The 1,094-nt window shown below is 70.4% G+C and carries 1 protein-coding gene; it reads left to right on the forward strand.

Annotated features, from left to right (window positions below):
* On the forward strand, nucleotides 1–1,054 hold a 1,054-nt coding region (locus IO40_RS0132750), incomplete at its 5' end, for an IS30 family transposase (protein ID WP_031176681.1).
* Nucleotides 1,055–1,094: the final 40 nt, after the last annotated feature.

The raw sequence follows: 1,094 nt of genomic DNA on the forward strand, positions 1-1,094 counted from the left end.
CGGCCGCTTCGAGCGGGACCGGAAGCCGGTACCACCGATCCACGTGGTGGTACCGGCTTCCGGTCCGTGCCGGTATCTGCGCGAGGACGAGCGGATCCACATAGCCGACCGGCTGCGGGAGAAGGCCACCGTGCGGGCGATCGCCGCGGAGCTGGGCCGCAGCCCGTCCACGGTCAGCCGGGAGATACGGCGCAACCGCCACCCCGACAGCGGGGCCTACCGCCCGCACGCCGCCCAGGCCCGCGCCGATGCCCGCCGGCCCCGCCCCAAACCCCGCAAGATCACCTCGAACCAGGAGCTGCGGGATGCCGTCCAGGCAATGCTGGACGAGAAGTGGAGCCCGGAGCAGATCTGCCAGGCTCTGCGGGCACAGTTCCCCGACCGGCCGGAGATGCACGTGGTCCACGAGACCGTCTACCAGGCCCTCTACGTCCAGGGACGGGGCCAGCTGCGGCGCGAACTCGCCGGCGCCCTGCGCTCCGGCCGTGCCCGGCGCAAACCCCAGCGGCAGGCCAACCGCCGCCAGCCCCGCTTCACCACGCCGATGGTGATGATCAGCGAACGGCCCGCCGAGGCAGAGGACCGAGCCCTGCCCGGCCACTGGGAGGGCGACCTGATCATCGGCAAGGACGGGAAGTCCGCGATCGGCACCCTGGTGGAGCGCGCCACCCGCTACGTCATGCTCCTGCACCTGCCCGACGACCATGGCGCCGAAGCCGTACTGGGAGCCTTGACCACTACCGTCCAGACCCTGCCCGCCCATCTGATGCGCTCCCTGACCTGGGACCAGGGCACCGAGATGGCCCGGCACGGCGAGTTCACCCTCGCCACCGACATCCCGGTCTACTTCTGCGACCCAGCCAGCCCCTGGCAACGAGGCTCGAACGAGAACACCAACGGGCTGCTGCGGCAGTACTTCCCCAAAGGCACCGACCTGTCCGTCCACGACCCCGCCCACCTGACCGCCGTCGCCGACCAGCTCAACCGCCGCCCACGCAAAACGCTCGGCTGGGAAACCCCAGCCGAGCGCCTGCATAAACTGCTCGCGGCCTGATCAACACAACCACGTGTTGCAACGACCGCTAGAAACCGCC

It is taken from the genome of Streptomyces albus subsp. albus (genome assembly GCF_000725885.1).
GTDB classification, from domain to species: domain Bacteria; phylum Actinomycetota; class Actinomycetes; order Streptomycetales; family Streptomycetaceae; genus Streptomyces; species Streptomyces albus.